28 protein-coding genes, 1 tRNA gene and 1 pseudogene are annotated in these 26,287 nt (G+C 67.8%); 17 read left to right on the top strand and 13 right to left on the bottom strand.

What is annotated here, in order from left to right:
• Positions 1-253 precede the first annotated feature (253 nt).
• The 11 genes from fabD (at position 254) to LG380_RS08175 (ending at position 11,095) form a co-directional block, all read left to right on the top strand.
• Positions 254-1,198 (top strand): ACP S-malonyltransferase, encoded by a 945-nt coding sequence (gene fabD / locus LG380_RS08225; RefSeq protein WP_225764518.1) that lies wholly within the window; start codon positions 254-256, stop codon positions 1,196-1,198.
• Between the two features lie 82 nt (positions 1,199-1,280).
• Positions 1,281-2,024 (top strand): 3-oxoacyl-ACP reductase FabG, encoded by a 744-nt coding sequence (gene fabG, locus LG380_RS08220; protein ID WP_225764516.1) that lies wholly within the window; start codon positions 1,281-1,283, stop codon positions 2,022-2,024.
• A gap of 152 nt (positions 2,025-2,176) precedes the next feature.
• Entirely contained in the window at positions 2,177-2,416 is a 240-nt protein-coding gene (gene acpP, locus LG380_RS08215; protein ID WP_225764514.1) for an acyl carrier protein, read from the top strand.
• Positions 2,417-2,538: 122 nt separating this feature from the next.
• Complete coding sequence (gene fabF / locus LG380_RS08210) at positions 2,539-3,798, top strand: beta-ketoacyl-ACP synthase II (protein ID WP_225764513.1); 1,260 nt, start codon at positions 2,539-2,541, stop codon at positions 3,796-3,798.
• A 112-nt stretch (positions 3,799-3,910) separates the two neighbouring features.
• The gene (locus LG380_RS08205) at positions 3,911-5,269 is read left to right on the top strand and encodes an aminodeoxychorismate synthase component I (protein WP_225764511.1); all 1,359 of its coding nucleotides are present in this window, start codon (positions 3,911-3,913) and stop codon (positions 5,267-5,269) included.
• Positions 5,270-5,338: 69 nt separating this feature from the next.
• The gene (mltG, locus tag LG380_RS08200) at positions 5,339-6,391 is read left to right on the top strand and encodes an endolytic transglycosylase MltG (protein WP_225764509.1); all 1,053 of its coding nucleotides are present in this window, start codon (positions 5,339-5,341) and stop codon (positions 6,389-6,391) included.
• Positions 6,388-7,347, top strand: a complete 960-nt coding sequence (locus tag LG380_RS08195) for a DNA polymerase III subunit delta' (protein WP_225764507.1) — start codon at positions 6,388-6,390, stop codon at positions 7,345-7,347. Before mltG ends, LG380_RS08195 begins: the two co-directional genes overlap by 4 nt.
• Positions 7,344-7,697, top strand: a complete 354-nt coding sequence (locus LG380_RS08190) for a PilZ domain-containing protein (RefSeq protein WP_225764505.1) — start codon at positions 7,344-7,346, stop codon at positions 7,695-7,697. Before LG380_RS08195 ends, LG380_RS08190 begins: the two co-directional genes overlap by 4 nt.
• A 63-nt stretch (positions 7,698-7,760) precedes the next feature.
• Positions 7,761-7,835 (top strand) — tRNA-Val (locus tag LG380_RS08185).
• A 273-nt stretch (positions 7,836-8,108) separates the two neighbouring features.
• Positions 8,109-9,122, top strand: coding sequence for a DUF4105 domain-containing protein (locus LG380_RS08180; RefSeq protein WP_225766529.1), 1,014 nt, complete (start codon positions 8,109-8,111; stop codon positions 9,120-9,122).
• On the top strand, positions 9,119-11,095 hold the full coding sequence (locus LG380_RS08175) for an alpha/beta fold hydrolase (RefSeq protein ID WP_225764503.1): 1,977 nt from the start codon (positions 9,119-9,121) through the stop codon (positions 11,093-11,095). Before LG380_RS08180 ends, LG380_RS08175 begins: the two co-directional genes overlap by 4 nt.
• An 8-nt stretch (positions 11,096-11,103) precedes the next feature.
• On the opposite strand, the gene LG380_RS08170 is transcribed toward LG380_RS08175, so the two are convergent.
• Genes LG380_RS08170 through LG380_RS08160 form a run of 3 tightly spaced genes read right to left on the bottom strand, consistent with a single transcriptional unit; the run spans position 11,104 to position 13,125 of the window.
• Positions 11,104-11,568 (bottom strand): DUF4426 domain-containing protein, encoded by a 465-nt coding sequence (locus tag LG380_RS08170; RefSeq protein ID WP_225764501.1) that lies wholly within the window; start codon positions 11,566-11,568, stop codon positions 11,104-11,106.
• 7 nt (positions 11,569-11,575) lie between these two features.
• Positions 11,576-12,418 carry a pyrroline-5-carboxylate reductase gene (proC, locus tag LG380_RS08165; protein WP_225764499.1) on the bottom strand — a complete coding sequence of 281 codons (843 nt, stop codon included), beginning with the start codon at positions 12,416-12,418 and terminating at the stop codon, positions 11,576-11,578.
• Between the two features lie 29 nt (positions 12,419-12,447).
• Positions 12,448-13,125, bottom strand: coding sequence for a YggS family pyridoxal phosphate-dependent enzyme (locus LG380_RS08160; RefSeq protein ID WP_225764497.1), 678 nt, complete (start codon positions 13,123-13,125; stop codon positions 12,448-12,450).
• Positions 13,126-13,211: 86 nt separating this feature from the next.
• Between LG380_RS08160 and LG380_RS08155 the strand changes: the two genes are divergently transcribed.
• From LG380_RS08155 to LG380_RS08145, 3 genes are all read left to right on the top strand, one after another.
• Complete coding sequence (locus tag LG380_RS08155; protein WP_225764495.1) at positions 13,212-14,249, top strand: type IV pilus twitching motility protein PilT; 1,038 nt, start codon at positions 13,212-13,214, stop codon at positions 14,247-14,249.
• Between the two features lie 102 nt (positions 14,250-14,351).
• Positions 14,352-15,482 carry a PilT/PilU family type 4a pilus ATPase gene (locus tag LG380_RS08150; protein WP_225764494.1) on the top strand — a complete coding sequence of 377 codons (1,131 nt, stop codon included), beginning with the start codon at positions 14,352-14,354 and terminating at the stop codon, positions 15,480-15,482.
• A 157-nt stretch (positions 15,483-15,639) separates the two neighbouring features.
• A complete protein-coding gene (locus LG380_RS08145) occupies positions 15,640-16,410 on the top strand; it encodes a YitT family protein (protein ID WP_225764492.1) in 771 nt (256 codons plus the stop codon).
• Between the two features lie 72 nt (positions 16,411-16,482).
• On the opposite strand, the pseudogene LG380_RS08140 reads toward LG380_RS08145, so the two are convergent.
• A pseudogene (locus LG380_RS08140) lies at positions 16,483-16,983 on the bottom strand (DUF72 domain-containing protein); the annotation flags it as partial.
• Positions 16,984-17,032: 49 nt separating this feature from the next.
• Positions 17,033-17,572: a DNA-3-methyladenine glycosylase I gene (locus tag LG380_RS08135; RefSeq protein WP_225764490.1), complete on the bottom strand. Its 540-nt coding sequence runs from the start codon at positions 17,570-17,572 to the stop codon at positions 17,033-17,035.
• An 86-nt stretch (positions 17,573-17,658) separates the two neighbouring features.
• Between LG380_RS08135 and LG380_RS08130 the strand changes: the two genes are divergently transcribed.
• From LG380_RS08130 to LG380_RS08120, 3 genes are read left to right on the top strand one after another with little or no spacing between them, the layout of a single operon-like run.
• The gene (locus tag LG380_RS08130) at positions 17,659-18,225 is read left to right on the top strand and encodes a YqgE/AlgH family protein (protein WP_225764488.1); all 567 of its coding nucleotides are present in this window, start codon (positions 17,659-17,661) and stop codon (positions 18,223-18,225) included.
• Positions 18,218-18,682, top strand: coding sequence for a Holliday junction resolvase RuvX (gene ruvX, locus LG380_RS08125; RefSeq protein WP_225764486.1), 465 nt, complete (start codon positions 18,218-18,220; stop codon positions 18,680-18,682). Before LG380_RS08130 ends, ruvX begins: the two co-directional genes overlap by 8 nt.
• 17 nt (positions 18,683-18,699) lie before the next feature.
• On the top strand, positions 18,700-19,647 hold the full coding sequence (locus tag LG380_RS08120) for an aspartate carbamoyltransferase catalytic subunit (protein WP_225764483.1): 948 nt from the start codon (positions 18,700-18,702) through the stop codon (positions 19,645-19,647).
• An 84-nt stretch (positions 19,648-19,731) separates the two neighbouring features.
• Here LG380_RS08120 and LG380_RS08115 read toward each other — a convergent pair whose 3' ends face one another.
• The 8 genes from LG380_RS08115 to LG380_RS08080 all read right to left on the bottom strand — a co-directional run bounded on the left by LG380_RS08115 (position 19,732) and on the right by LG380_RS08080 (position 26,287).
• Complete coding sequence (locus tag LG380_RS08115; RefSeq protein ID WP_225764481.1) at positions 19,732-19,998, bottom strand: hypothetical protein; 267 nt, start codon at positions 19,996-19,998, stop codon at positions 19,732-19,734.
• A 31-nt stretch (positions 19,999-20,029) separates the two neighbouring features.
• Complete coding sequence (gene mgtE / locus LG380_RS08110; protein ID WP_225764479.1) at positions 20,030-21,391, bottom strand: magnesium transporter; 1,362 nt, start codon at positions 21,389-21,391, stop codon at positions 20,030-20,032.
• A gap of 121 nt (positions 21,392-21,512) precedes the next feature.
• Positions 21,513-23,234, bottom strand: a complete 1,722-nt coding sequence (ptsP, locus tag LG380_RS08105) for a phosphoenolpyruvate--protein phosphotransferase (RefSeq protein WP_225764478.1) — start codon at positions 23,232-23,234, stop codon at positions 21,513-21,515.
• 58 nt (positions 23,235-23,292) lie between these two features.
• Positions 23,293-23,562, bottom strand: coding sequence for an HPr family phosphocarrier protein (locus tag LG380_RS08100; RefSeq protein WP_225764476.1), 270 nt, complete (start codon positions 23,560-23,562; stop codon positions 23,293-23,295).
• Entirely contained in the window at positions 23,555-23,947 is a 393-nt protein-coding gene (locus LG380_RS08095) for a PTS fructose IIA subunit family protein (protein WP_225764475.1), read from the bottom strand. The genes LG380_RS08100 and LG380_RS08095 overlap by 8 nt, the downstream gene beginning before the upstream one ends.
• 65 nt (positions 23,948-24,012) lie before the next feature.
• Positions 24,013-24,891, bottom strand: coding sequence for an RNase adapter RapZ (gene rapZ / locus LG380_RS08090; protein ID WP_225764473.1), 879 nt, complete (start codon positions 24,889-24,891; stop codon positions 24,013-24,015).
• Positions 24,888-25,838, bottom strand: a complete 951-nt coding sequence (gene hprK, locus LG380_RS08085) for an HPr(Ser) kinase/phosphatase (protein WP_225764471.1) — start codon at positions 25,836-25,838, stop codon at positions 24,888-24,890. The genes rapZ and hprK overlap by 4 nt, the downstream gene beginning before the upstream one ends.
• A complete protein-coding gene (locus tag LG380_RS08080) occupies positions 25,835-26,287 on the bottom strand; it encodes a PTS sugar transporter subunit IIA (RefSeq protein ID WP_225764469.1) in 453 nt (150 codons plus the stop codon). The genes hprK and LG380_RS08080 overlap by 4 nt, the downstream gene beginning before the upstream one ends.

Below are 26,287 nucleotides of genomic sequence, written 5' to 3'. Positions count from 1 at the left end.
CGCTGCCCGTACGAAACGGACGTGTGACAGTTTCAGTGCATGTTGTTTCATGCGGCCGGGCAGGGCGATGGTCGTGCGGTTGATCCCCGTCCAGCAATCCGCCATCCGTTGTGATCAAGGGCGATCGGGCGGCAGGGCCCTGCCCGCAGGGTATTTACGGCCCTCTGCGAGCGATGCTGCATACTGGGTAGTACAGACGTATACGGGTTTTCGCCCTTATGATGCCCCGCTCGATTTTGCAGGCGAACCACGCGTGACCGAATCCACACTAGCCTTTGTTTTTCCCGGCCAGGGATCCCAGTCGCTCGGCATGCTGGCCGATCTGGCCCAGCAGCACCCCGAGGTGCTCGAGACCTTCCAGGAAGCTTCCGAAGGTGCGGGCGTGGACCTGTGGGCGATCTCGCAGGACGGCCCGGAAGACATGCTCAACCGCACCGAATACACCCAGCCGGCGCTGCTGGCCGCGGGTATCGCGGTATGGCGCCTGTGGAATGCCGGGCGCGTGCACCGCCCGTCGGTTCTGGCAGGCCACAGCCTGGGCGAATACACCGCTCTGGTCGCCGCTGGTGCACTGTCTCTGCCCGATGGCGCCAGGCTGGTGCGCCTGCGTGGCCAGCTGATGCAGGAAGCCGCTCCCGCCGGCGTGGGCGCGATGGCCGCCGTGCTCGGCGCCGACGATGCCGTGGTGCAGGACGTCTGTACGCAGGCCTCCGGCAGCCAGGTCGTCGTGCCGGCCAACTTCAATTCCCCGGGCCAGATCGTGATCGGTGGCGACGCCGAAGCGGTGGACCGCGCCCTGTCGCTGCTGGCCGAACGCGGCGTGCGCAAGGCGGTGAAGCTGGCGGTGAGCGTGCCCTCGCACACCCCGCTGATGCGCGAGGCGGCCGACCGCCTGGCCGTGGCCATGGCTGACCTGCAGTGGCAGGTGCCGGCGCTGCCGGTGGTGCAGAACGTTGATGCCCAGGTGCACGACAGCGTGGACGCCATCCGTGATGCGCTGGTTCGCCAGCTGTACCTGCCGGTGCGCTGGACAGAATGCGTGCAGGCGCTGGCCGCGCGCGGCGTGACCCGCGTGGCCGAATGCGGCCCGGGCAAGGTCCTGACCGGCCTGGTCAAGCGCATCGACAAGTCGCTTGAGGCACGCGCCCTGGGTTCGGCGGCCGAACTGGCCGCTGCGCAGGACGAGTGGGTCCACTGAGTCACCCGGCCGCCACGGCGGCCATCGGCATTCACGACCGGCGCCGGCAGCAAGGCCAGCGCCCGCCATCGAGGGAACATGCATGAACAAGCCATTGCAGGGTGAGATTGCCTTGGTCACCGGTGCCAGCCGCGGCATCGGTGCCGCCATCGCCGACGAACTGGCCGCGCAGGGCGCGACCGTCATCGGCACCGCCACCACCGAATCCGGCGCTGCCGCCATTGGCGAGCGACTGGCTGCCGTCGGGGGGCATGGTCGCGCGCTGAACGTGACCGAGCCGGGCGCGGTCGAGGCACTGATCGATTCGGTATCCAAGGAATTCGGCGCCGTCACCATCCTGGTCAACAACGCCGGCATCACCCGCGACAACCTGCTGATGCGGATGAAGGACGAGGACTGGCAGGCCATCCTCGATACCAACCTCACCAGCGTCTACCGCACTTCCAAGGCGGTGATGCGCGGCATGATGAAGGCGCGCAAGGGCCGCATCATCAACATCGCCTCGGTGATCGGCGTGACCGGCAATGCCGGACAGGCCAACTACGCCGCGGCCAAGGCCGGCATCATTGCCTTCTCCAAGTCGCTGGCCAAGGAAATCGGCTCGCGCGGTGTGACCGTCAACGTGGTCGCGCCGGGCTTCATCAACACCGACATGACCAAGGACCTGCCCGAGGACGCGAAGACCGCGATGCTCGGCCAGATCGCGCTGGGCCGCCTCGGCGACCCGGCAGACATCGCGCGTGCGGTAGCGTTCCTGGCCGGTCCGTCGGCCAGCTACATCACCGGCGAAACCCTGCATGTGAATGGCGGCATGTACATGCCGTGAGCAGGAGGCGCAGGGATCGCGCTTAAGTGGCTGATCGAACGGAGTTTAAGCAGCGATGCAAGGCCCGGGCGCTTTCCACTACACTATCCAAGCGGCTGTCGCAGGACGATGGCCTTTTCGAACAACCCCTACTCCATCTGGAGCGATATCCAATGAGCACCATCGAAGAACGCGTCAAGAAGATTGTTGTTGAACAGCTTGGCGTCAAGGAAGAGGAAGTCACCACCAACGCATCGTTCGTCGATGACCTGGGCGCCGACTCGCTGGACACCGTCGAGCTGGTGATGGCTCTGGAAGAAGAGTTCGAGTGCGAGATCCCGGACGAAGAAGCCGAGAAGATCACCTCGGTGCAGCAGGCCATCGACTACGTCAAGGCCCACGTCAAGGCCTGATGCCTGCCTTGGACGCGGCCGGGGCACAGGCACCGTCCGCGTTGCAAATCCATGGGGCCGCTGATGCGGCCCTGTGCTTTTAAGCGTCAACCCGCCCGATCCGGGGTCAGGAGAATCTGCTAATGAGTCGTCGTGTCGTCGTTACCGGCCTGGGCATGGTGTCGCCGCTGGGCAATGATCTGGCCAGCAGCTGGGAAGGCATCATCAATGGACGTTCGGGTATCGGCCCGATCACGCAGATCGATGCGTCGCAGTTCACCACCAGGATCGCCGGCGAGGTGAAGGGTTTCGACATCACTGCCGAAAACCCGCTGTACGGCAAGTACCAGGTGTCCGCCAAGGACGCCAAGAAAATGGACTCCTTCATCCACTACGGCCTGGGCGCCGCCTTCATGGCGCTGCACGATGCCGGGCTGGAGATCACCGGAGCCAATGCCGAACGCGTGGGTGCCATCATCGGCGCCGGCATCGGCGGCCTGCTGGGGATCGAGGAGCAGACCATCAAATTCCACGAGGGCGGCGCGCGCAAGATTTCGCCGTTCTATGTGCCCAGCACCATTATCAACATGCTGCCGGGCCAGCTGAGCATCATCACCGGGTTGAAGGGGCCGTCGTTCTCGGCGGTGTCGGCCTGCGCCACCTCCAACCATTCCATCGGCACCGCGATGCGCATGATCCAGTACGGCGATGCCGACGTCATGATCGCCGGCGGCGCCGAGCGTGGCTCCTCGCCGACCGCCGTGGGCGGTTTCTGCGCGATGAAGGCCATGTCCACCCGCAACGACGACCCGACCCGTGCCTCGAGGCCGTGGGACAAGGACCGCGACGGCTTCGTGCTGGGCGACGGTGCCGGCCTGCTGGTGCTGGAGGAGTACGAGCACGCCAGGGCGCGTGGCGCGCGCATCTACTGCGAACTGGCCGGCTTTGGCGCCAGCTCCGATGCCTTCCACATGACCGCGCCGAGCGAGAACGGCGAGGGCGCCGCGCGCTGCATGGTCGCGGCGATGAAGGATGCCAAGGTCAACCCGGAACAGGTCGGTTACCTCAACGCGCATGGCACCTCCACGCCGCTGGGCGACGTGGGCGAGACCCTGGCGATGAAGACCGCGCTGGGCGAGCACGCCTACCGCACCCTGGTCAGCTCGACCAAGTCGATGACCGGCCACCTGCTGGGTGCGGCCGGTGGCGTGGAGGCGATCTTCGCGATCAAGGCGCTGGAAACCGGCATTATCCCGCCGACCATCAACCTGGACGAGCCGGGCGAGGGCTGCGACCTGGATTACGTCCCGCACACCGCGCGCGAGAAGCAGGTGGACGTGACCATGTCCAACGGCTTTGGCTTCGGCGGCACCAACGGCACGCTGGTGTTCAAGCGCATCTGACCGCCCGCCTGCCCCGTGTCCAAGGCCGCCTTAAGGGCGGCCTTGGCGCATCCGGGGAAAGGCGTCGTGCCCTGGACACTTCCACCTGCCTCCGCTGCCGGTACCTGACGACATGACCGAACCGCACATCCTTCCGCTGCCGGCCGGTGTCGACCTGCTGGCGCTGCAACGCGCCGCGCCGCAGCGCTATCCGCTGCTGATGGAATCCACCGCCTCGGGCACGGCGCAGGGGCGCTGGGACCTGCTGCTGATGGCCGACGGACAGGGCATTTCGCTGTCGCCCGATGGCACGGTGCGCGACCTGCAGGGCAAAGCGCAGGCCGGGGATTTCCTGGCCGCACTGGATGCACAGTGGCAGGCGCTGCGCACGCCGCGTGGCGACGCGACGCTGCCGTTCCGCGGTGGCTGGGCACTGCTGCTGGATTACGAACTGGCCGGGCAGATCGAGCCGGTACTGCGCCTGCCTGTGCGCGAGGATGGCCTGCCGGTCGCGCTGGCCCTGCGTTGTCCGGCGGCGATCCTGCGTGACCGCAGCAGCGGCCAGTGCCACGCGATCTGCGAGGACGGGCGGCAGGCGATGTTGCAGCGCCTGCAAGAGGATCTGGCCGGGCTGCCAGCGCAGGAACCGCTGCCGGAGTGGCAACCGCCGATGCAGTGGCGCGAGGATGCGCCGCAGCGCTTCACCGCGGGCGTGGAGCGGGTGATCGACTACCTGCGTGCCGGCGATGTGTTCCAGGTGAACCTCTCGCGCCGCTGGGAAGCCGGGTTCGCCGCGCCACTGTCGCCGTTCGCGCTGTATGCACGGCTGCGTGTGGCCAACCCCGCACCGTTTGCCGGCCTGTTCGTCGGACAGGGCAGGGCGGTAGTCAGCTCGTCCCCCGAGCGCCTGGTCTCGGTGCATGGCGAGATGGTGCAGACCCGTCCGATCGCCGGCACCCGCCCGCGCTTTGCCGGTGACGACGATGCTGCGCGCATCCGCGAGCTGGTCGGCCATCCCAAGGAGCGCGCCGAGCACGTGATGCTGATCGACCTGGAGCGCAATGACCTCGGGCGCATCTGCGCGCCGGGCAGCGTGCTGGTGGACGAGCTGATGACGGTGGAGAGCTACGCCCACGTGCACCACATCGTCAGCAACGTGCGTGGCGTGCTGCGTGAGGGCACCACGCCAGGACAGGTGATCGCCGCGACCTTCCCCGGCGGCACCATCACCGGCTGTCCCAAGGTGCGCTGCATGCAGATCATTGCCGAGCTGGAGCAGCAGGCGCGGGGTGCCTATACCGGCGCATTTGGCTGGCTCAACCGCGACGGCGACATGGACCTGAACATCCTGATCCGCACCGCCGAGGTCGCTGGCGACACGGCCAGGTTCCGCACCGGTGCCGGCATCGTCGTCGATTCGGTGCCCGAGCGTGAACTGGACGAGACCCGGGCCAAGGCGCGCGGCCTGCTGCGGGCCATGGAGCCGGCGTGAACCCGGCGCTTGGTCGTCGCGGCGGCGCGCGCGGTATCCTGACCGGCGACGAATTGGATCGAGGTGTTCATGGCGGGTGCTAAGCGGGGTTGTCTTGCCGTAGTGGCGTTCGTGCTGGTGCTGATGCTCGCGCTGGCCGCCGCCGGCGCCTGGTGGTGGCAGCAGCGCGGTTTCGCCGACACGGCGCTGACCCCCGATGCGCCCAGCGTGGTGATCGCGTCCGGCGATTCCTTCAGCACCGTGCTGGGCAAGCTGCGCGAAGCCGGGGTGGATGAGGGCAACGACCTGCAATGGCAGTTGCTTGCGCGCCAGCTCGATGCCGCCGGCAAGCTGAAGGTCGGCGAGTACAGCCTGGATCCGGCACCGACCCCGCGCGAGCTGCTGCAGCGCATGCGCCAGGGCAAGGTCATCCAGCACAAGGTCACCATCATCGAGGGCTGGAACATCCGCCAGCTGCGCGCGGCACTGGCCAAGGCCAGCCCGCTTGAGCACAAGACCACCGACCTGGACGATGCGGCACTGATGGCCGCGCTGGGCTTCCCGGACCAGCATCCGGAAGGGCGCTTCCTGCCGGAAACCTACGTCTACCAGCGTGGTGACAGCGACCTGGACGTGCTCAAGCGCGCGCATGCGGCAATGGAAAAGGAGCTGGCCTCGGCCTGGGAATCGCGCGCCGACGACCTGCCGCTCGAATCGCCCTACCAGTTGTTGACCCTGGCCTCGATCATCGAGAAGGAAACCGGACTGGCGTCCGAACGCCCGCAGATTGCCGGGGTATTCGCCCGCCGGCTGAAGATGGGCATGCGCCTGCAGACCGATCCGACCGTGATCTACGGCATCGGCAGCGCCTATGACGGCAACATCCGCAAGATCCACCTGAGCACCGACACGCCGTACAACACCTACACCCGTGCCGGCCTGACGCCCACGCCGATCGCGATGCCCAGCCGCGACGCGCTCAGGGCCGCGGCCAATCCGGCGCCGGGCGATGCGCTGTACTTCGTTGCCGTCGGTGATGGCAGTGGCGCGCACGAGTTCAGCGCCACCTATGCCGAACATACCGCCGCCGTGGCGCGCTACCTGCAGCGCCTGCGTGCCAGCCGCCAGGCGCAGCAGGAATGAGCAATACGTTTTCCCCGTGGCAGCAGCGCGCCTATGACCAGACGGTGGCGGCACTGGATGCCGGTCGTCTCGGCCATGGCCTGCTGATCTGCGGACCTGCTGGCTTGGGCAAGCGCGAGGTGGCGCTGGCGCTGGCCGGGCACGTGCTCGGTCGTGGCGACGAAGCGGCCGCCCGCCGCAGCCAGCAACTGATCGCTGCCGGCACCCATCCGGACCTGCAGCTGGTGTCGTTCATACCGAACAAGTCAGGCGACAAGCTGCGCACCGAGATCGTCATCGAGCAGGTGCGCGAGATCTCGCAGAAGCTGGCGCTCACCCCGCAATACGGAGCGGCGCAGGTGGTGGTGGTCGACCCGGCAGACGCGATCAACCGCGCCGCCTGCAACGCGCTGCTCAAGACCCTGGAAGAACCCGCCCCCGGCCGCTATCTGTGGCTGATCAGCTCCGATCCGGCGCGCCTGCCGGCGACCATCCGCAGCCGATGCCAGCGCTTGGAATTCAAGCTGCCGCCGCGCGCCGAGGCGATGGCGTGGCTGCTGGCGCAGGGCCATGCCGAAGCCGCGGCCGCCGAAGGACTGGATGCCGCCCGCGGCCATCCGGGCCTGGCCGCACGGTGGCTGCGCGATGATGGCCTGACGCTGCGCAAGCAGGTCGCCAGCGACCTGGAACAGGTTGCCAGCGGCCGCCTCGGTGCGGTGGAACTGGCCCAGCGCTGGGCGGCTGACGAACACGCCGATCTTCGCCTGCGCCACGCGGCCGATCTGGCATTGGCGCAGGCCTCGTCTTCCGGCTTGACCGAGCCGTCGCGATTGCACAAGCTGGCCGCCTGGTTTGACGCCGCGAACCGTACCCGCGACCTGCTGCGCACCACCGTCCGCCCCGACCTGGCGATGGTGGAACTGTTGATGGCCTGGTCCGCGGCGAACGAGCGGCAACCCAAGGGGAACCTGAGATGAGTGCGACAACCGCCCGCCAGGGCATCCTGTCCCTGGCGGTCAAGGACAAGGCCGCGCTTTATGCGGCCTACATGCCGTTTGTGAAGAACGGCGGCATCTTCGTACCGACGCCCAAGCGTTACTTCCTTGGCGACGAGGTGTTCCTGCTGCTGACCCTGCCTGATTCCAGCGAGCGCCTGCCGGTGGCCGGCAAGGTGATCTGGGTGACACCGGCTGGCGCGCAGGGCAACCGCACCGCCGGTATCGGCGTGCAGCTGGCCGAAGGGAACGAGGGCGAGGCGATCCGCAACAAGATCGAGACGATGCTGGCCGGCACGCTCAGTGCAGACAAGCCCACGAACACGATGTGAAAAAAGTTGCACGAATCCGTTGACGAATTTGTCGGCCTCCCTATAATGGGCGGCTCGCAACACGGGCGGTTAGCTCAGCGGTAGAGCATTGCCTTCACACGGCAAGGGTCGCAGGTTCGATCCCTGCACCGCCCACCAAGCGAATAGAAGGAACCGGCCTCGAGCCGGTTTTTTCGTATCTGGCCTCCACGCCCCGCATGCGCATCTCCGGCTAATGTTGCCGGGCTGGCGGCTCCGCCAGCACCGCGTCATTCCCTCCTTTGCCTTTTGAAAGACGATGCCGCCCAAGCCTGCGTTGTTGTCCCTGCGTGTGTCCCTTGTCCCTGGTTTGCGCCCGCCGGCGGTGGTCCGCGCAGGCTGGATCGTGGGGCGGCGATGAGCACGCCGGGTGCGTTGCAGCGCGCACTGCGCATGGCCTTGGTCCGGGGCGGGAGTGGGCTGCTGGTGCTGGCCTGCACAGTCGCCCTGGTCTGGGGACTGGGCGCGTTGTGGTTCCAGCTTCCCGGCGGCTTGGTCCTGAAGGTCCTGGCGTTACTGGTCTGGACCGGCCTTGCGGTCATCGCCCTGCGCAGCAGCCTGGCCCCGTGCCGGCGCTGGCGTGGATTGTTGCCTTTCGGCGCTACCCTGGCCTTGCTGCTGGTGTGGTGGAGCGGCATCGAGCCGCGGCAGGACCGCGACTGGGCCGATGACGTCGCCCGGCCGTTGCAGGCACGGCTGGAAGGCGAGCGGCTGGTGATCGAGAACGTGCGCAACTTCCACTGGCGCAGCCAGGACGATTACGACATCGCCTGGGAGCATCGCGAGTACGACCTCGGCCAGGTGGTCTCGGCCGACATGATCCTTTCCTACTGGACGGTGCCCGCCATCGCCCACACCCTGGTGTCGTTCGGCTTCGAGGATGGTCGCCACCTGGTGTTCTCGCTGGAGATCCGCAAGGAGCGCGATGAATCGTTCTCCGCGCTGGGCGGGTTCTTCCGCAAGTTCGAAGCGGTGCTGGTGGCGTCGGACGAGCGTGACATCGTGCGCGTGCGCAGCAATGTGCGCGAGGAGGACGTCTATCTCTACCGGTTGCATGGGCTTTCGCGCGGGGAGCTGCGCGATCTGCTGCGTTCCTATGTAGCCCAGGGCGACGCATTGCGGGCACGGCCGGCCTTCTACAACACGCTGACCAGCAACTGCACCACCGTGGTGTTCGATCTGGTCCGCGGTATCGCCCCAGGCCTGCCGCTGGACTGGCGCCTGCTGGCATCGGGTTACCTGGCCGGCTATGCCCACGATGTCGGTGGCCTGCAGCCCGGCTACGATCTGCAGACCCTGCGTGAACGCGGCCGCATCACCGCGCGTGCCCGTGCCAGTGGCGACAACGATGACTTCAGCCGCGTGATCCGGCGCGGTATTCCAGGAACCGAGCAGGCAAGCCGATGAGCTCTACCACCTTCCGTCCCCGACAGCTGGCCGCCTTCGCCCTGCTGTGCGTCACCCTGCTGCTGGGCAGCGGCTGCGCGAAGGTCACCGTCAAGCCGGTGGCCTCGACCAAATACATGGCACTCAAGCGCGGCGACGTGCTCACCGATGGCCGGCTCAGCAGTGCCAGCCAGGAAGCGCTGAGCATGATCGGGCTGGACCTGGACCAGTGCCAGAAGGACGTCCCGGCCTGCCAGCGCTCGCTGGCCGAAACCGAGGGCATGCCGAGCGAGCAGCGCCTCGCCACCCAGGCTGAGCTGTGGACCTGGGCCGCGCTGCAGATGACGCCGGAGGTCAAACTTCAGGAGCGGCCACCGCTGTCGCCCGAGGCGCTGGACGCGTGGCTGCAGGCCGCCCGTCACGCGTATGCCTATCTGTTCTTCAGCGGGCGCTCGCCCACAGAGCGCGCCTTCGAGGAACGCCAGACCCAGGTGCGCGACTACTACAACTACGCTGCCGACCAGACCGCGGCCACGGTGTTCCAGTACGTGCGCAAGCGCGCACAGGAGGGAGAGGCGCTGGACCGCCCGGTGCAGGCCGGTGACTGGACGCTGGCGGTGGACTTCAGCCAGTTGCGCATTGACCAGGTTCCCAAGCGTGTGCTGTCGGCCTCGACGATCAGCTTTGCCGGCATGCGCAGCACCTACCGCCGCGATGGCTTCGGCGCCGAGCTGGTGGTCGAGCTCGAGGGCCCTCAGCTCGCAGTGCCGGCTGGCCTCGAGGACGAGCAGGAGGAGGAGCGCCTGCGCGGCCCGGTGTTCAGCGAGATGCCCTCGGTGGCGGCGACGGCGCTGCTGCGTTTCCGCGGCGACTCGATGGAGGAAGTGCTGGCCACGCGCGAGGTGATGGTCGAGGCCTACGAGCTGGAAAGAAGCACCCACACCGAACTGCACGGCGAGCAGGTGCCGCTGGCCGCCAACTTCACCGCGGCCTATGGCCTGTGGCAGGCGCAGTCGGGTTTCGCCACGCAGTCGCTGCGCACCCTGTTCGGCCGCGGCGAGGGCATCCGCGCCCCGCACATCTACCTGATGCAGCCCTACGATCCGAACCGCCGGATCATCTTCATGCTGCATGGCCTGGGCAGCAGTCCAGAGGCCTGGGTCAACGTGGCCAACGAGATCATGGGCGACCCGGTGCTGCGCGAGAAGTTCCAGGTGTGGATGGTCTATTACCCGACCAATGCGCCGATCGCGTTGAACCGCCACGAGATCAACCGCGCGCTGGACGAGACCCTGCGCCACTTCGATCCCGGCGGCAAGGCACCGGCCTCGCGCGACATCGTGATCATCGGCCACAGCATGGGCGGCGTGCTGTCGCGGCTGCTGGTGTCCTCCTCCGGAGAGACGCTCTGGGACGATCTGCTGCAGCGTTATGAACTGCGCGGCGAGCGGCTGAAGAAGGTGAAGTCCAAGCTCGGGCCGCTGCTGCATTTCGATGCGCGCAAGGACGTGGGCCGGGCGATCTTCATTGCCGCGCCGCACCGCGGCACCGATGCCGCCAGCAAGGGCTTCGGTCGCCTGGTCGGCAAGCTGGTGCGCCTGCCGGTCACCATCCTCGGCAAGTTCGGTGATGTGTTCGAGATGCTGGTCGATCCGAACGGTGACGATGGCAAGCCGGCCAAGCCGCGCATTCCCAACAGCATCGACAACCTCAAGTCCGATGACCCGTTCATCCGCTCGGCGGCGAACCTGCCGCTGCGCCCGGGCCTGAAGTTCCATTCGATCGTGGCCCAGAACAAGGCGGAAGTCCCGCTGGCCGAGTCGCAGGACGGGCTGGTGCCGTACTGGAGCTCGCACCTGGACGGAGCCCTGTCGGAGAAGGTGATCATCTCCGGGCACAGCGTGCAGGAGACGCCGCAGGCGATCCTCGAGATCCGCCGCATCCTGCATGAGGACCTGGACGAACACGGCAGCGCGCCCCACGCCGGCAGGTGACAGCGGGCTCAGTAGCTGCGCTGGAACCTGGCCATGCCGCCGCCGTGGGCCGACTGCACCTGCAGTTCAAAGCGCAGGGTGTCGTGGCGGCTCACCGTGACCAGGCCCACGTGGTCGGTGTACTCGCCGGTGCGCACCGGGCGCAGGGCGATCTGCTGGCGGCGACCTGACAGGTCCACCGCGCTGGCCCTGACCGTCCCATCGGCAGGCAGTTCATCGCCATCCACGCGGTGCCGCAGGGCCACCACCAGCAGCGCCTGGTCGGCTGCCTGTGGCACACCGTAGCTGGCGGCCATGGCGCGGTTCATCGCCAGGGTCGGCAACACGTTGTAGTGGACACGCAATGCACCGAGGTCGCTGTAACTGGGCGCGGCCTCGATCACCGTGGCCGGCCGCGGCGCCTCGCTGCTGGTACAGGCAGCCAGGGCGCTGGCCAGCGTGAGGAGTGCCAGGCGCGGCAGCAGGCGTCGCATCGCCGGCTCAGTCGTTTGCCGCTGACAGTTCGCGGCCCCGCACGGTGGCCGCCTCGATGGCGCGTGCGGCCAGCGCCTCGAAACCGCCGGCCTGGAAGGTCTCGATCGCCGCCTGCGTGGTGCCGCCCGGCGAAGTGACCCGTCGGCGCAGCTCCGCCGGTGCCTCGCCGGCCTCGACCAGCATCCGTGCGGCACCGAGCAGGGTGTCCTGCACCAGGATGCGCGCGGCGTCGGCAGGAAGACCCTGTTGCAGGGCTGCCGCCTCCATCGCCTCGGCCAGCAGGAATACATAGGCCGGGCCGCTGCCGGACACGGCGGTCACCGCATCGATCAGTGCCTCGTCCTCGATCCACACGGTCCTGCCAGCGCTGGCCAGTACCTGTTCGGCGCGCGCACGCTGCGTGGCGCTGACCCGTTCGTTGGCGAACAGGCCGGTCACGCCGGCGCCCAGCAGGGCAGGGGTGTTGGGCATGGCGCGGACCACCACGTTGCCGCCGCCCAGCCAGCGGTCCAGCTGCCCGGCGGTGATGCCGGCGGCAATGGACACGACCAGCGGCGATTGTGCGCGCGCTGCATCGGCCAGCCCGGCACAGACCTCGCGCATGACCTGCGGCTTGACCGCCAGCACCCACAGCGGCGCATGGGCAACGGCGTCGCTGGCCCCGGCGAAGGTGGCCACGCCGAAGTCCTGCTCCAATGCCTGGCGCAGCGCCTCGACCGGCTCGGCCACGTGGATGGCGCTGCCGTGCACGCCCTGGCGGACCAGCCCGGCGATCAGGCTGCGGGCCATGTTGCCGCCGCCGATGAAGGCCACTTGCGGTGGAGTGGATGCCGATGCCGTCGCGTTCATGCGGTGACCTGTGATTGCGGAAGGGAGTGTCAGGAGGCCTGGCGTTCGCCGAACAGGGCCGTGCCGACCCGGACCATCGTCGCGCCTTCGGCGATGGCCAGGGCGAAGTCGCCGCTCATGCCCATCGACAGGGTGTCGACGCCCGGATACCGGGCCCGCAGTGCCTCGAACAGGCCACGCATGCGCACGAAGGCGGCGCGCCTGCGCGTCTGGTCAGGGAACGGCGCCGGGATCGCCATCAGCCCGCGCAGCCGCAGCCGCGGCTCGGCGGCGATCGCATCGGCCAGTGCATCGATATCGCCGGGAGCGCAACCATGCTTGCTGTCCTCGTCATCGACGTTGACCTGGATCAGCACGTTCAGCGGATCCCGGTCGGCCGGGCGATGGCGGGCCAGTGCACCGACCAGCTTGGGCCGGTCCACGCTCTGCACCCAGTCGAACAGTGCCGCGGCCTGCTCGGCCTTGTTGGACTGCAGGTGGCCGATCAGGTGCCACTCCAGCTGCAGGCCGGCCAGCGCGGCAATCTTGACCGCCGCTTCCTGCACGTAGTTCTCGCCGAAGGCACGCTGTCCCTGCGCCGCGAGCGCCGCCACCGCCTCGGCCGGCTGGGCCTTGGACACCGCCAGCAGGCGGGCGTCTGGCCGCTGTGCGGCCTGGCTCGCGTTGTGTATTTCTTCGACGATGGTAGACAGCGGGACGGCCGGCAAGGGTGCGTTCCAGTGGAGGCAAGAACGCTATACTGCGGCCTGGGGAAAGATCCTTCCAGTCGCAGCACCGGGGAGCAGAGCAGCGTATGGATATCGCCGAACTGTTGGCGTTTTCAGTGAAGAACAAGGCGTCGGACCTGCACCTGTCCGCAGGGCTGCCGCCGATGATCCGCGTGGATGGCGACGTCCGCCGCATCAACATTCCGGCCCTGGACCACAAGCAGGTCCATGCGCTGGTGTACGACATCATGTCGGACAAGCAGCGCCGCGACTATGAGGAATTCCTCGAGGTCGACTTCTCGTTCGAGATCCCGTCGCTGGCCCGCTTCCGCGTCAACGCGTTCAACCAGAACCGTGGCGCCGGTGCGGTGTTTCGTACCATTCCCTCCGAAGTGCTGACCCTGGAAGACCTGGGCTGCCCGCCGGTGTTCCGCCAGCTGATCGAACAGCCACAGGGCCTGATCCTGGTGACCGGGCCGACCGGTTCGGGCAAGTCGACCACGCTGGCGGCGATGATCGACCACATCAATAAGAACGAATACGGCCACATCCTCACCGTCGAGGATCCGATCGAGTTCGTGCACACCTCGCAGAAGTGCCTGATCAACCAGCGCGAAGTGCACCGTGATACCCACGGCTTCAACGAAGCGCTGCGCTCGGCGCTGCGCGAGGACCCGGACATCATCCTGGTCGGCGAGTTGCGCGACCTGGAAACCATCCGCCTGGCGCTGACGGCCGCGGAAACCGGCCATCTGGTGTTCGGCACCCTGCACACCAGCTCGGCGGCCAAGACCATCGACCGCATCATCGACGTGTTCCCGGCCGGCGAGAAGCCGATGGTGCGCTCGATGCTGTCCGAGTCGCTGCGGGCGGTGATTTCGCAGGCGCTGCTCAAGCGCGTCGGCGGCGGCCGCATCGCCTCGCACGAGATCATGGTGGCCACGCCGGCCATCCGTAACCTGATCCGCGAGGACAAGGTCGCGCAGATGTATTCGGCCATCCAGACCGGCCAGTCGGTGGGTATGCAGACCCTCGACCAGAACCTGCAGGACCTGGTCAAGCGCAGCCTGATCACCCGCAACCAGGCCAAGGAATACGCCAAGGACAAGCGCCTGTTCGAATGACGCGGGGCGGCGCCGCCCGCGGCGTCGCGCGCAGACGGGTTGCCGGCACGCAGGGCTGCCGGCATCGGCTTCACGGCATAGCACCCTCTCCGGAGCAAAGCGATGAGCACCATCGACTTCACCTCGTTCCTCAAGCTGATGGCGCACCAGAAGGCGTCGGACCTTTTCATCACCTCCGGCATGCCGCCTTCAATGAAGGTGCACGGCAAGATCACCCCGATCACGCAGACGCCGCTGACGCCGCAGCAGAGCCGCGACATGGTGCTCAACGTGATGACCCCCTCGCAGCGCGAGGAGTTCGAGAAGACCCACGAGTGCAACTTTGCCATTGGCGTGGCCGGCGTGGGCCGTTTCCGTGTCTCCTGCTTCTACCAGCGCAACCAGGTGGGCATGGTGCTGCGCCGGATCGAGACCAAGATCCCGACGGTGGAAGAGCTGAACCTGCCGCCGATCATCAAGACGCTGGCGATGACCAAGCGCGGCATCATCATCTTCGTCGGTGCCACCGGTACCGGTAAGTCGACCTCGCTGGCGGCGATGATCGGCTACCGCAACCAGAACTCGACCGGGCACATCATCACCATCGAGGACCCGATTGAATTCGTGCACAAGCACGAGGGCTGCATCATCACCCAGCGCGAGGTCGGCATCGACACCGACAGCTGGGATGCGGCCCTGAAGAACACCCTGCGCCAGGCGCCGGACGTGATCATGATCGGCGAGGTGCGTACCCGCGAAGGCATGGACCACGCGATCGCCTTTGCCGAAACCGGCCACCTGGTGCTGTGCACGCTGCACGCCAACAACGCCAACCAGGCGATGGACCGCATCATCAACTTCTTCCCGGAAGACCGCCGCAGCCAGCTGCTGATGGACCTGTCGCTGAACCTCAAGGGCGTGGTCGCCCAGCAGCTGGTGCCGACCCCGGACGGCAAGGGTCGCAAGGTGGCGATGGAGATCCTGCTGGGCACGCCGCTGGTGCAGGACTACATCCGCGACGGCGAGATCCACAAGCTCAAGGAAGTGATGAAGGAATCGGTCCAGCTGGGCATGAAGACCTTCGACCAGAGCCTGTTCGAGTTGTACCAGGCCGGCGAGATCAGTTACGAGGACGCGCTGCGTTACGCCGACTCCCAGAACGAGGTGCGCCTGCGTATCAAGCTCTCCCAGGGCGGCGATGCCAAGACCCTGGCCCAGGGCCTGGATGGCGTGGAGATCGCCGAAGTCCGCTGAGTTCCGGCCGATTCCGGCGGGCCGGGTGCCCCGGCGAGCCGCTGGCCTTGCTCCTCTCCGATGCCCGGCCCAGTGCCGGGCATTGCTTTGTGCGGTTGCAGCATAATCACGCGCATTTGTGTCTAATACGGCGCCCCCCCGCCGTGCACGGACCGACATGCCGCAGCCCGCTTCCCCGGCAATCGATATCGCTTCTTCCTCTCCCGCCGATCCTGCCGCCCTGGCGGCCGCCAATGACCCGGTGGACGGGCAGCGCGAGGATGACGGCCATCTGGTCACGGCCGGCCCGCTGACCCCGCCGCCGGACAGCGCCGGTACCCCGGCCGACGCCAAGGCCCTGCGCCACAGCGTCGCTGACGACGTGCAGGGCATGGTGCTGGCTACGCTGGTCGCCTCGCTTGGCTTGGCAGTCTTCGCCCAGGGCGGGCTGATGATCGGCGGCATGGCCGGCGTCGCCTTCCTCACGCACTACGCGCTGGGCTGGAATTTCGGTCTGGTGTTCGTGCTGGTGAACCTGCCGTTCTACTGGCTGGCGGTGCGGCGGATGGGCTGGGAGTTCACCCTCAAGACCTTCGCCGCGGTCACGGCCTGTGGCCTGCTGACTGACCTGCTGCCGCGCTGGATGGAGTTTGCGCGCATGAGCCAGTTGTTCGCCGCCCTGGTCGGCGGCGCGCTGTCGGGGCTGGGCATCCTGTTCTTCATCCGCCACCGAGCCAGCCTGGGCGGCATCGGCATCCTGGCCGTGCACCTGCAGCGCAGTCGCGGCTGGAGTGCGGGCAAGGTGCAGATGGCGTTCGACACGGCGCTGATGCTGGTGGCGCTGTCGGTGATGTCGCCGATGCAGGTGCTGTATTCGGCACTGGGGGCGATGGTGCTGAGCCTGGTGCTGATGTTCAACCACCGTCCCGGCCGCTACATGGGTGTCTAAGCCGGTGCGGGCTCAGGCCCCGGCCCGGCGGTCGGCGAGCAACCCGTAAAGACGCAATGCGTCGAAGGGCGCCTCCAGGGCATGCCGCAATGGCCGGTTGGGCTGGGATGGCAGGGCGCAGCGTCCGGCCATGCGCCCGGGCTCGTGGCGGCGTGCGAGGGCCAGGGCGGCATCGGTATCGCGTGGCAGCAGGGTGAGGAAGGCCTCGAGTTCCTCTGCGGAATAACGCAGGTTGGGCGGCAGTTGCCACAGGAACGGGCCCAGGTGCTGGCCGAGCAGCAGCACGCCCGGGGCGAAGAAGTTGGCCAGCGCGGTCTCCACCGCGCGCAGGCGCAGGATGTGGGTGACGTAGCGTGGCCCCTTTACTGCGAACACGAAGCGTGGCGGTACCTGCGCGGCCCACGTCGACCAGCTGCGCGGGGACTGCAGCGAGTAGAACGAGCCGTTGATCTCGATGCTGGCAAAGCTGTGCGCGGCGTACTCCAGCTCCCGCCGCTGCGGCAGTCCGGAGGGATAGAACACGCCGCGCCATGGCGCATAGCGCCAGCCGGAAATGCCGATGTGGATGGCCATGCCGGCATGATCGCGCCGGGGGCCGACACGACGGGGTGAATCCTGCCGCTCAGCCAGCCTGCATCCACGGCGGCGCCATCGTGGCGATGCGTCGGTAGGCTGGGCAGTCGGAACGATGCGCGCCCGGCAGGTAGCCCAGGCTCATCAGGAACTCACCGGTGATCTCGCCGCCGGTGAAGCGGAAGGTCTGCTTGAACAGCTTCACCCAGGCGGCCCGGTTGCGAGGGTGGTGGGCATCGAGCCATTGCGCGAAGCCGCCGTGGGTGTCGCGCAACTGCTGGATGACCCGCGCATTCTGGATGGCCGCCAGCACCTTGAGCCGGTTGCGGATGATCCCGGCATCGGCCAGCAGCCGCGCCACGTCATCGTCGCCATACGCCGCCACGCGGTCCACGTCGAAGCCGTGATAGGCGCGCTGGAAACCGGCACGCTTGCGCAGGATGGTCTTCCAGCTCAGCCCGGCCTGGTTGATCTCCAGCACCAGGCGCTCGAACAGCCCGGCCTCGTCACGCTGCGGCACGCCGTATTCGTGGTCGTGGTAGGGGCCATGCAAGGGATGACCCGGGGCGATGTCGCAGTAGCTGCTCATGGTGGGAGACCTGCGGAAGGAGGATGGGTACGGCATCCGCTGCGCATATGGCACGTTCCTCACCGTACAGACGATAGAATGCCCACATGTCCGCGCTCAGCACACCACTTGCCAACCAGCTTCTGGTCGCCCTGCCATCGCTGGCCGATCCGAATTTCGCGCGCAGCGTGGCGCTGATCTGCCAGCACGATGAAAGCGGTGCCATGGGCGTGCTGGTCAACCAGCCCTCTGATTACACCCTGGGCGAAGTGCTGTCGCAGATGGACATCCATACCGACGATGCCGTGCTGCGTGGCCGCCCCGTGCTCAATGGCGGCCCGGTGCATCCTGAGCGTGGGTTCGTGATCCATGACGACCCGCGGCCCTGGGATTCGAGCCTGGTGGTGGGCGAGGGCCTGTACCTGACGACCTCGCGCGACATCCTCGAGGCGATGGCGCATGGCAACGGCCCACGCAATTCGATGGTCGCACTGGGCTGCGCCGGCTGGACCGCCGGCCAGCTGGAACAGGAGCTGGCCGACAACAGCTGGCTGACGGTGCCGTCCGACCCGGCGCTGCTGTTCCAGACCCCGCTGGAAGAACGCTGGCAGAGTGCTGCCGCACGCATCGGCGTGGACCTGTTCCGGCTGACGGACTACAGCGGCCATGCCTGATGCAACGCTGCGCCGTGATGCGACGGTGCTCGGTTTCGACGTGGGCTCCCGGCGCATCGGCGTAGCCATCGGCAGCGCGTTCGGCATGAACGCCCGCGCCGTGGCCGTGGTCGATGTCACTGCCACCGGCCCGGACTGGAACGCGCTGGACAAGCTGCACCGCGAATGGCGTCCGGGCGGTATGGTGGTGGGCGATCCGCTCACCCTTGAAGGCGACGACCAGCCCAACCGCAAGCGCGCGCACGCCTTTGCCCGCCAGCTCAGGCAGCGCTACCAGCTGCCGGTGGTGCTGGTGGACGAGCGCTCCAGCTCCGTCGAGGCCGCCCGCATCTTCGCCACCGAGCGCGCCGAAGGCCGCAAGCGCCGCCGCGACGCCGCCAACCTCGATGCCGTGGCCGCCGCGGTGATCATCGAGCGCTGGCTGTCGGCACCGGACGACGCCACCCCCGTTTCCTGACCCTTGCCGGACCCGCCATGACCGTTTCGCAAACCGATTCCGACGGCCGCCTTCGCCACCTGCTGACCCTGGAAGGGCTGCCGCGCCAGACCCTGCTGCAACTGCTCGATCGTGCCGGCCAGATCCGCGACGCCGCGGTGGGCCGCGTCGGCAAGCGCAACGTGCTGGCGGGTACCGCCGTGTGCACGCTGTTCTTCGAGCCGTCCACCCGCACCCGCAGCTCGTTCCAGCTGGCCGCGCAGCGCCTGGGCGCGGACGTGCTGAGTTTCGATGCGTCCACGTCCTCCACCCGCAAGGGCGAGACCGCCACCGACACCATGCGCAACCTGGAAGCGATGGGCGTGCGTGGCTTCGTCGTGCGCCATCCCGATGATGGCGCGGTGGCCGAGCTGGCCGCCGCCGCGGGCGAGGGCACTGCGCTGGTCAACGCTGGTGATGGCCGCAGCGCCCATCCCACCCAGGGCCTGCTGGACATGCTCACCCTGCGCCAGGCCAAGGGCAATGATTTCTCCAGGCTCAAGGTGCTGATCGTCGGCGACGTCAAGCACTCGCGCGTGGCGCGTACCGACCTGCACGCCCTGCGTACCCTGGGCGTGGGCGAGATCCGCGTCTGCGGTCCGCAGTCGCTGCTGCCCGATGACGAGACGCTCAAGGGCTGCGTGGTCGGCCAGGATTTCGATGCCATGCTCGAGGGCGCGGACGCGCTGATGATGCTGCGCCTGCAGCGTGAGCGCATGGAGGAGGGTCTGGTGCCGTCGCTGGAGCAGTACCACGCCCAGTTCGGCCTGACCCGCGAGCGCCTGTCGCGTGCCGCGGCCGACGCCGCAGTGATGCACCCCGGCCCGATCAACCGCGGCGTGGAGATCACCGATGAGGTGGCTGACTGCAGCCAGTCGTGGATCCTGCGCCAGGTCGCCAATGGCGTGGCCGTGCGCATGGCGGTGCTGGAGACGCTGCTGGCCTGACGTGGGTCGCCGTCGCGCAGGCGGCGGCTTTTGCTTCATCGCCGCGGCCGATAGGCCTTCTGCGCGGACTCCTGGATCGCGGCGTCAGTCGCGCTGGTGGTAGGCGGCGATCAGGTCCAGCTGCTCCCGCGCTTCGGCGTTCCCAGCTTCGGCCGCGGCGCGGATCTGTTCGATCCCGGGGTGCAGCACGATCAGCAGTGGCATCTCGCATCCCGGGCAGGCGTATTCGGTCTGCTCGTCGTGCAGTTCCATTTCCATCGCACGCGAGTTGCCCTGCCAGTCGCAGGCCGGGCAGGTGTGGAGCTGCTCGCGCCAGCCGGGCTGGTAGTAGTCGTTGATCGTGGTGGTCATCCTAGTTTCCGGGAAGGGAGGGCAGGCCGGCTCAGTGCAGCAGGATGACCGTGGCCAGGCCGAGGAAGCTGAAGAAGCCCATCACGTCGGTCACCGCGGTGACCACCACGGTGCCGGCCACTGCCGGGTCGACATTCATCCGCTTCAGGAACAATGGCAGGAGCACGCCGGCCAGCGCGGCCGAGCAGAAGTTGATCACCAGTGCCAGCGCGATCACCAGCGACAGCAGCGGACTTCGGAACCAGACCAGGGCGATCAGGCCGACGATGCCGCCGATCAGCACGCCGTTGATCAACGCAACCCGGATTTCCTTCCACAGCAGGATGCGCGAGTTGCTGGCGCCCACCTGGCCCAGCGCAAGGCCGCGCACCATCAGCGTCAGCACCTGCACCGCGGCGTTGCCGCCGATGCCGGCGACGATGGGCATCAGCACGGCCAGCGCCACGATCTTCTCCAGCGTGGCATCGAACTGGCTGATCACGCTGGCGGCCAGGAAGGCGGTGGCCAGGTTGATGCCCAGCCACACCACGCGGCCGCGCACGGCGCGCTTGATTGGCGAGAACAGGTCTTCCTCTTCGTCCAGGCCGGCCGCGCCCAGGGCCTGGTGTTCGGCCTGTGCCCGGATGATGTCCACCACGTCATCGATGGTGATGCGGCCGAGCAGGATGTTGTTGTCATCCACCACCGGCGCCGACACCCAGTCATGGTCGGAGAAGCGGCGCGCCACTTCCTCGGCGCTCTCGCCCACGTCGATGGCCGGCTGCTCGTCATCGATCAAGCGGTTGATCGGGGTGTAGTCCTCGTGGGTGACCAGCGCGGCCAGCGAGACCCGGCCCAGGTACTGGTGGCGACGGCTGACCACGAACAGGTGGTCGGTGTGGTCGGGCAGCTCGCCGCGCAGGCGCAGGTAGCGCAGCACCACGTCGACGTTGACGTCGGCACGCACGGTGACCACGTCCGGGTTCATCAGGCGGCCGGCGGTGTCCTCCGGATAGGACAGCACCTGCTCCAGGCGCTCGCGGTTTTCGCGGTCCATCGACTTGAGGACTTCGTCGATGACGGTGTCCGGCAGGTCCTCGACCAGGTCGGCGAGGTCGTCGATGTCCAGGTCCTCGACCGCGGCGATGATCTCGTCCGGATCCATGTCGGCCAGCAGGCTTTCACGGACCTCGTCGCCGACGTGGACCAGCACCTCGCCATCGTCCTCCGGATCGACCAGTCCCCACACCACCTCGCGCTTGCCCGGCGGCAGCGATTCGAGCAGGTTGCCGATTTCCGCCGGAGCCAGGGTGTTGACCAGGCGACGGACAGGACCGAGCCGACCACTGTCGAGCGCATCGGACAGCAGGCGTAGCTGGCGTGCGGTCTTGTCGTGGCGGATGGCCTCTGCCATGCACAGCTCCCCGGAGAAAATAAAAGGCCGCTATCCGGCAAGGATGCGGCACTGGTGGTGCTCAGCGCGTCATTATTGCGCGCATGCCGGTCCGATGCACCGGTTGCAGCAGGCAGCGCGGTCAGGGGGCCTGCAGTCCCGCGATCCAGCGTTCAATGCCGCGGCGGTCGCGGGCCTGCAACAGCTTGCGGCGGCGACTGGCCAGTTGCCCCAGGTCGGAATCGCGGATGGTGCGTCGGACCTCGAGCAGGGTGGCCGGATGCAGGCTGAACTCGGTGAGGCCCAGTGCCAGCAGCAACCGCGTGAGCTGCGGGTCGCCGGCGATCTCGCCGCATACCGCCACCGGCTTGTCGTGCGCCTGCGCGGTGGCGATGACCTGCGACAGCAAGCGCAGCACCGCCGGATGCAGCGGCGAATACAGTTCGGCCACCGCGTCGTTGTTGCGGTCGGCAGCCAGCAGATACTGGACCAGGTCGTTGGTGCCGATGGACAGGAAGTCCACCACGTCGATGAAGTCCTCCAGCGCGATCGCCGCGGCAGGCACCTCGATCATCGCGCCCAGCGGTACGCGCTCGGCAATCTCGTGGCCCTCGGCGCGCAGCGCTGCCGCCAGTCTGGCCATGCGCCGGCGCACCGCCACCAGTTCCTCGCGCATGGTGACCATCGGCACCAGTACCCGCACCGGACCATAGCCCGACGCGCGCAGGATCGCGCGCAGCTGCGCATCGGCGACCCTGGGGTGGGCCAGCGACAGGCGCACGCCGCGCAGGCCGAGCGCGGGGTTTTCCTCGCTGCCCAGGGTCAGGCCGGTGTGGTCGGCCTTGTCCGCGCCCAGGTCCAGGGTGCGGATGGTGACCGGGCGTCCACTCATGCCCAGCGCGGTGTCGCGGTAGATCTGGAACTGTTCCTCCTCGCTGGGCAGCTCGTTGCGCTGCAGGAACAGGAACTCGGTGCGGTACAGGCCCAGCCCGTGGGCGCCCATCGCGTGGGCCTGGGACACATCCTCGTGCGATTCGGCATTGGCCAGCAGGGTGATGTCCACGCCGTCGCGGGTGCGGGTCGGCTTGCTGCGCAGCCGGCCCAGGTCGCGCTGCTCGCGGGCCAGTTCGCGCAGCCGCTGGCGGTAGTTGCGCAGGTCCTCGGCTGCGGGATCCACGATGACCTGGCCGCTGCCGCCATCGACGATCAGCACGTCGCCGTTGTTGATCCTCTGCAGCGCGTTGGTCACGCCGACGACCAGCGGCAGGTGGAGGCTGCGCGCCAGGATGGCGCTGTGCGAAAGCGTGCTGCCGGCGGTGGTGACGATGCCGACCACGCCGTGGGCCTGCAGTTGCGCCAGCTCGGACGGGGCGATGTTTTCGCAGACCAGGATCTCGCCGGCCAGGCCCTTCACCTCGGGCGGGCGCTGCTGCAGGAAAGCGTGGAGCCGGCTGATGACATGGTCCAGGTCATCCAGGCGCGCCTTCAGGTAGGGGTCTTCCATGCCCTGGAACACCGCGGCCAGCCGGTCGCGCTGCAGGCGAAGGGCATAGCTGGCGCTGTAGCGACCGCTGCGGACCAGCTCGTCCAGCGCGAGCAGCAGTTCCGGGTCGTCCAGCAGCAGCGCATGCAGGTCGAGGAATTCGCCGACCTCGGCCGGAAGCGCTCCGCGCAGGCGGTGCCGCAGGTCACGCATCTCCGCCCGGGCGGCATCGACGGCCTTGTGCAGGCGGTCCAGTTCTTCGTTGACCCGGGAAGCCGGGATGCGCTGTTCGGCGACTTCCAGCGCATGGGTGACGCGGACCCGCGCCCGCCCCATCGCGGTGCCCCGGGCAGCGCCGTGGCCTGACAGGCGCGCGGACATCAGTGTTCCCCTGCCGGCAGGGCGCCGGGATGGAGCCGCGATGGCCGCACGCGCCGCATCAGCTGTCCTCGTCGAAGCGTCGCTCGAACAGGTCGGCCACTGCTTCCATGGCGGCAGCTTCGTCCTCGCCATCCAGGCGGACGGTGACGGGGGTGCCCTGGGCGGCAGCCAGCAGCATCACGCCCATGATGCTCTTGGCATTGACCTCACGGCCCTTGGCTACCAGCGTGGCGTTGCAGCGGAAACCGGACAGCAGCTGCACCAGCTTCGCGGTGGCCCGGGCATGCAGCCCGAGGCGGTTGGAAACAGTGAGTTCACGTTCAAGCATCGTCGATGATCGCTCCATTGCGGGTGCCGGCGGCCGCGGTCGCCGGCAGTTGGTCCAGTCCCTGTTCCGGATAGTTCATCACTCGCAGCAGCATCGGCAGGCTCAAGGCGGAAACCCGCCGCACCGGCGTGCCCAGGCGGGCCAGGGCACTGGCCAGGTTGCTGGGGCTGGCGCCGTACAGGTCGGTCAGCACCAGCACGCCATTGCCGCCATCGACCCGGCGCAACGCCGCCGAGGCCTGGGGTAGCAGGACGTCCAGGTCCGCATCGAACGGTACTTCGAAAGCTTCTGTCTTCAGCGGCAATTGCCGCAGGAGCCGGGTCGCCACTGCCAGCAGCGAGGACCCGATTCCGGGATGGGTAACGAGGAGAATGCCACAGGTCATCAACGAACGTTAACAGGTCGCGGCGGGCCTGCGAACAGTGTCGATGAATACGCGTCGCGCAGTGCTCAGTCGAGCTGGCGATGGAACGTGGCCACTTCCGGCCAGCCCTGTTCGCGGGCGTGCCTTGCCATGCGCTCGGCCAGGTACACCGAGCGGTGCTTGCCACCGGTACAGCCGAAGGCCACCGTCACGTACGCACGGGTGTCATTGCGCAGGCGCGGCAGCCAGGTATCGAGGAAGTCGGTGAGCTGGCGCACGTACAGCACCACTTCGGTCTGCGCATCGAGGTAGTCGCGCACCGGTATGTCGCGACCGGACAGAGGGCGCAGCGCCGGATCCCAGTGCGGATTGGGCAGCACCCGTGCATCGAACACGAAGTCGGCCTCGGCCGGCACGCCATGCTTGTAAGCGAACGATTCGAACAGCAGCGACAGGGTATTGCCGTGGCTGAGCGCGAACTCGGTGACGATCCGACGGCGCAACTGGTGCACGTTCAGGCCGGTGGTGTCGATGACGTGGTCGGCCTGGCTGCGCAGTGGCGCGGTGAGTTCGCGTTCGCGTTCGATCGCCTCGGGCAGCGACAGCCCCAGGTGGCTGAGCGGATGCCGCCTGCGGGTGTCGGCGTAGCGTTTGAGCAGCGCCTCCTCCTCCGCCTCGAAGAACAGGACCTGGACCTCGATGCCATGCTTGTGGGCGGTCTCGCGCCAGCGCGAAAGCTGGCCCAGGTCGCTGCGGCCACGCACGTCCACACCCACCGCGAGCTGGCGTGGCGGATCGGTGTCGGCGCGGGTCATCACGCTGCGCACGAAGTCCGGCAGCAGATCCACCGGCAGGTTGTCCGAGCAGTAGTAGTCCAGGTCCTCGAACGTCTTGAGCGCCACCGACTTTCCCGAGCCGGACAGGCCGCTGATGATGACCAGGACAGGGGAGGTGGCGTGGTTCATGGCGAGCGCTGTTCGAGCAGGTTGCTGTGCCGCGCGATGAACATCGCGGCCGGGTCGATGCCTTTGGTACGCAGGATATGCAAACGGGTGGCCGCCTCGGTCAGCACGGCGAGGTTGCGCCCGGGCATCACCGGCAGGGTGATCAGCGGCACGTCCAGGTCGAGCACGTGGCGCTTGCCCGAGTCACCGGTCAGCCGTTCATAGCCATGCGGGGTCGGCTCGGTCATCGGCTTGGTCAGGTGCACGATCAGGCGCAGGTACTTGTTCTTCTTGACTGCGGTGTCGCCGAACATCTGGCGGACGTTGAGCACGCCCAGCCCGCGCACTTCCAGCAGGTCCTGCAGCAGCTCGGGACAGGTGCCGTCGAGCACGTCCGGGGCGACCTGGGTGAACTCCGGGGCGTCATCAGCCACCAGGCGGTGGCCGCGGCTGAGCAGCTCCAGCGCCAGCTCGCTCTTGCCCGAGCCCGCCTCGCCGGTGATCAGTACGCCGATCGAATAGATCTCCATGAACACCCCATGCAGGGTGACCCGCGGCGCCAGCGTGCGCGCCAGGTGGTAGGAGATGTGGTTGAGCAGTTCGTGGCCGCGCTTGGGCGAGATCCACAGCGGCGTGGCCGACTCATCGGCAGCCGCGCGCAGGTCTTCCGGGCAGGGCTGGTTCTTGGTGATGACCAGCGCCAGCGGATGGGACTGCATGATCTTCTCGATCGTCTCCCAGCGCTGGCGCGAGTCCAGCGAGTCCAGCCAGCTCAGCTCCTCTGAACCGAGGATCTGCACCTTGTTGGGGTAGATCGCATTGAGGTACCCGGCAAGCGACGGGCGCCGCGACACGGTATTGCCGGCCTCCAGCTCGCGCTGCGCACCGCCCTGGCCGGCGACCCAGCGCAGGGCGAGCTTGTCCTTCTGCTGGTCGAACAGTTCGCGGGCGGTGATGCTGGTATTCATGCAGCGCTGGTCCGGGAGGAAAGGTCGAGAAGGCGGGTCAGGGCAGGGCCATCGGGCGCGTGACGCAGTGCGTCGCGTGTCTGCGGATCGGAAAACAGTTCGGCCAGTTCGGACAGCAGCATCAGGTGCTGGTGGGTGTAGTGCGCCGGTACGGCGATGGCGAACACCAGGTCCACCGGTTCGCTGCCGCCGAAATCCACCGGCTGCTCCAGTCGCAGCAGCGCGCCACGGGGCTTGTCCAGGGCGGGGGCACGGCCGTGCGGGATGGCCACGCCGTGGCCGATGGCGGTGCTGCCCAGGTCCTCGCGCTGGCAGAGGCTGCGATGGATTTCCTCGGCACCGGCCTGGTCGCAGGCCAGCAAACGGGACGCGGCCTGCAGGGTGTCGTCACGATTGGTGGCCGTGAGCACCTGCGTGCGCACGGCCACCAGAAGGTCAGTCAAGGGCAT

The organism is Stenotrophomonas sp. Marseille-Q4652 (assembly GCF_916618915.1).
Classification (GTDB): domain Bacteria; phylum Pseudomonadota; class Gammaproteobacteria; order Xanthomonadales; family Xanthomonadaceae; genus Stenotrophomonas.
Note: the sequence above shows the minus strand (reverse complement) of the source record. Positions and strands in the feature narration are given on the sequence as shown.